The following is a 4,135-nucleotide window of genomic DNA, read 5'->3' as shown; positions in this document are numbered from 1 at the left end:
TTGATGTTTTTGCCGATATTGTGATAAACTAATGAAAATGATAAAATGATTTGGTGGGAGTTTCCAGAAAGTGCTTGTACAATAAATTTGTATTGTTTTTAGCTGTAATGATATTAGAAACGTAAGAAATATCACAGGATTTGATATTGGCTACGTTGAATGCACACAAGTAGATTCCAGGGTAGCATTTGGTAATTGTCGGAGCGTGATAAGAAAACTTCACTATGGTGATGAGCTTATAATGATGTTATAATGGACAAAGGCATGTTTCTTTGATAGAATATTGTCGAAGGGTGATTTGCCTTGACTAAAATGATTGGAAAAGGAAGTTGATTATGAGTACAGATAGGTACACTAGTCCTTTATCAGAGCGTTATGCCAGCAAGGAAATGCAGTATATTTTTTCTCAGGACAAGAAGTTTACGACCTGGAGAAAATTGTGGATTGCTTTGGCTGAAACAGAAATGGAGCTTGGTCTTTCCGAAAATGGCAAGCCTGTAATTTGCCAGGAGCAGATTGACGAGATGAAGGCTCATGTGAACGAAATCAATTATGATGTGGCAAAGGCCAGGGAGAAGCTGGTTCGCCATGATGTTATGAGCCATGTTTATGCCTATGGACAGCTCTGCCCGAAGGCAGCCGGTATTATTCATCTTGGTGCTACTTCCTGCTATGTTGGTGACAACACCGATATTATCATCATGCGGGAGGCTTTGCAGCTGGTTCAGAAGAAACTGGTCAATGTGATTGCCGAGCTTGCCAAGTTTGCGGATAAATATAAGGATTTGCCTACCTTGGCATTTACTCATTTTCAGCCGGCCCAGCCTACTACTGTAGGCAAGCGTGCTACCCTGTGGGCGCAGGAGTTCATTATGGATCTGGAGGATCTGGAGTATGTAATGAACAGCCTGAAGCTGTTAGGCTCCAAGGGGACTACCGGCACACAGGCGAGCTTCCTCGAGCTTTTTAATGGTGATCAGGAAACTATTGACAAGATTGATCCTTCTATTGCGGCCAAGATGGGCTTCAAGGAGTGCTATGCTGTTTCCGGCCAGACCTATTCCAGAAAGGTTGACACCAGGGTTGCCAATATCCTGGCAGGCATAGCCGCCAGTGCCCACAAGCTGTCCAATGATATTCGCCTCCTTCAGCACCTGAAGGAAGTGGAGGAGCCGTTTGAAAAGAATCAGATTGGTTCTTCTGCAATGGCATACAAGAGAAATCCAATGCGCAGTGAGCGTATCGCATCTCTGTCCAGGTATGTGATGATTGATGCCTTGAATCCTGCCATTACTTCTGCTACCCAGTGGTTTGAGAGAACTTTGGATGATTCTGCCAACAAGCGCCTGTCCATTCCGGAGGGCTTCCTGGCTATTGATGGCATTTTGGATTTGTGCCTGAATGTTGTAGACGGTCTGGTAGTTTATGACAAGGTTATTACTAAGCACATGATGGCGGAGCTGCCTTTCATGGCTACCGAGAATATCATGATGGATGCTGTTAAGAACGGCGGCAATCGTCAGGAGCTTCATGAGAAGATTCGTACCCTTTCCATGGAAGCTGGCAAGAATGTCAAACAGCAGGGTAAGGACAATAATCTGCTGGAGCTTATTGCAGCTGATCCTGAGTTTAACCTTACCTTGGAGGAGCTTCAGAAGACAATGGACCCTTCCAGGTATGTTGGCCGTTCTCCTATTCAGGTTGAAAAGTTCATCAAGAACGTGGTTCAGCCTGTATTGGATGTCCATAAGGAAGAGCTGGGGATGACTGCTGAGATTAATGTATAAGTATGCATTAAGATTGCAAAGAGCGCATGAAGGCGTAATAATAGTGGTGCATAGCTAGTGTATTGTTTATGCAGAAATAGTGTATAAGCGGTGTTTTGTCATGGATGAGGGTGGAGTTTGTCTGCCCTCATTCTTTTATTGCTTAGCACGATAAAAAGAATTATGGGCTTATGTGCTTTGATATACTTTATGAATACATATAATGATGGCTTCAGGCCAAATCAAATTCAGCTATAATAATGTTAAATCAAGGGTTTGTGAGGGGTTAGAGAGAATGAAGAAAGTGCTTTTTATTTGCCACGGCAGCATATTAACACAGCCCCTTTAAAGCCTTGTGTGGCGGGCTTTCAGCATGTGGAAGAATAGTATTTACAACTTTTTTACAACTTTTGAAAATAACGATAAGGAAGAGCCTCAGCGATACTATTTATTTTGTAATTTCAGTGTTATGCAAAAACCCCTCGAAACCTTGAAATACATGGTTTTTGAGGGGTTCTTACATGTGATGTAAAATGTTCTTACTATGCAGGTGTGCTGAGAGGGGCTCAATAGAAAAACAGTACCAAAAAATTCAGCTCTGTTTTTAGAAATTTTTCAGCTCTATCAGGCCGTTTTCCTGCTCATATTTTTGAATACCTTTGATGACGAAGTATTCAATCTGGGAATTGAGTGAGCGCACTTCTTCCTCCGCCACAATTCTCAGCTTGGCATGAACTTTTTCGTCAAGTCGTACCTGTAGTGCTACTTTGTTAGTTGCCATAATATAACCTTCCCTTCTATATAGTAGAATATAATATAAGAAAAGAAAATTATAGATTTAAAATGAATGATATATTAAGGAATTTTATATTTTAGGTATATATTATTTTTATTTTAATATGTATATAGTATCTATTTAAAACTGAAATAGTATGTTTAGTATCTGTTGGTTGCAGTGCTATGGAATATGTTGTATTATGTAATCTAGTAAGTTATCTGGAGTTGATTTCTGATGCCAAAAACATGATAGCCATGTATTGGCACATATAAATCTGACGAAAGGCACAGTATACGAAAACAGTAGCGAACTAAGGGGGATGGTGTCTTGGTAATATTTGCTTTTACCAGTATAATAATGCCTGGGTATATTCTCAAGGAAACCTTTTCTGAGCTGGTTGTAGAGTTACTGCGAAAAAAGCATATAAAGGCTTCTGATATGTATCACAAGGCAGGACTAACCAAAGCTCATTTTTCAAAAATCAAGAATACCAAGGATTATCAGCCATCGAAGGCTACGGCATTAGCTTTGGCGTTGGCTATGAAACTAACTGCTGATGAGGCTGAGGATTTACTGGAACGTGCTGGTTATACATTCTCACCATCACAGCCGCGTGACTTGGTTGTAAAGTTCTTTATTGAGGAAGGAATTTATGATGTAGATGAGGTAAACATACAGCTTCATGAACGTGGTTTGCCCCCTCTAACCAGCAACAAAACTTCTCAATGACGGACTAATTTATCTTCATACATGTATCTTTTAAGACTTCGTAAAATGTATTGCGAGGTCTTTTTTTGATTTTAGCAGGATTTTCAGCTTCTTTGTAGAATATATTATAGTGTGATAATGATACTAAAATAGTTGAAAAATTTTTAAAAGGTAGCATGGCAGGCAACCTTTTGAGGACAGTTTTGTTGTACAATCAGCTTATGGACGACTTTAGTGTTAGGAAAGGCGGTAATAAGCATGGATGATTGGAAAAATGGTATGGCATACGCTTTAGGCGGTGCCGCAGTCTTTTTTGCAGGAACCCTGTTCAGGGAATTGCTGGAGGAAATGGAGCGGGAGGAAGAAGGTGTGCATAAGGAAGATGATGCACCAGAAAAGAAAAATAGTTTGGACGGCATTGCGGATATAGTCCGCCACGAAGCAGAAGCTGCCATGGCTGAGTGCCAAACTGATGAGGAACGGCAGGCGGTTGCACGGAAGATAGAAGCAGCCATTCAGGAGCTGCAGTCTATCTTAAAAAACAAGGGGGATGCCATTGCTGAGGCAGTAAAGGAACAGGATGAGGGATGTGAAATGCAGCAGGAAAGTTCAGATGGCATTGACCATGCAGCCAATATCTGCCGGGCCACTGCGGAGGTAAATAGTGCCTTGGATGATGTGCTGACTTACCTGAAACAGCGTTCTGCATGTCATACGGCATTGTAAATTGTGTTATGCAGTATTCTAGGATTGTGCTATATAGCAATGCAGGTTGTGTTGTAGTTTTTTAGGAGGATTGTGATGAGCGAATTTATCAATAAGCTGGAGAAATATATGGATGCAGGTATTCCGATGGTGTATGTGGATACCTGGGAGGATGACA

At 41.1% G+C, this 4,135-nt stretch carries 4 protein-coding genes; 3 read left to right on the top strand and 1 reads right to left on the bottom strand.

Annotated elements, in window-relative coordinates; translation table 11 throughout:
* Positions 1–335 precede the first annotated feature (335 nt).
* Positions 336–1,787, top strand: coding sequence for an adenylosuccinate lyase (gene purB / locus ACI3UA_RS03680; protein ID WP_439723481.1), 1,452 nt, complete (start codon positions 336–338; stop codon positions 1,785–1,787).
* 583 nt (positions 1,788–2,370) lie between these two features.
* Here purB and ACI3UA_RS03675 read toward each other — a convergent pair.
* Positions 2,371–2,547, bottom strand: coding sequence for an Arc family DNA-binding protein (locus ACI3UA_RS03675; protein WP_154405462.1), 177 nt, complete (start codon positions 2,545–2,547; stop codon positions 2,371–2,373).
* A 324-nt stretch (positions 2,548–2,871) separates the two neighbouring features.
* Between ACI3UA_RS03675 and ACI3UA_RS03670 the strand changes: the two genes are divergently transcribed.
* Together ACI3UA_RS03670 and ACI3UA_RS03665 are read left to right on the top strand one after the other, a co-directional pair.
* Positions 2,872–3,273, top strand: a complete 402-nt coding sequence (locus ACI3UA_RS03670; protein WP_439723480.1) for a helix-turn-helix domain-containing protein — start codon at positions 2,872–2,874, stop codon at positions 3,271–3,273.
* Between the two features lie 237 nt (positions 3,274–3,510).
* Entirely contained in the window at positions 3,511–3,978 is a 468-nt protein-coding gene (locus ACI3UA_RS03665) for a hypothetical protein (RefSeq protein ID WP_439723479.1), read from the top strand.
* Positions 3,979–4,135: the final 157 nt, after the last annotated feature.

The organism is Anaerovibrio sp., from assembly GCF_051866355.1.
GTDB lineage: Bacteria > Bacillota > Negativicutes > Selenomonadales > Selenomonadaceae > Anaerovibrio.
This window is presented reverse-complemented; position numbering and strand designations above follow the sequence as displayed.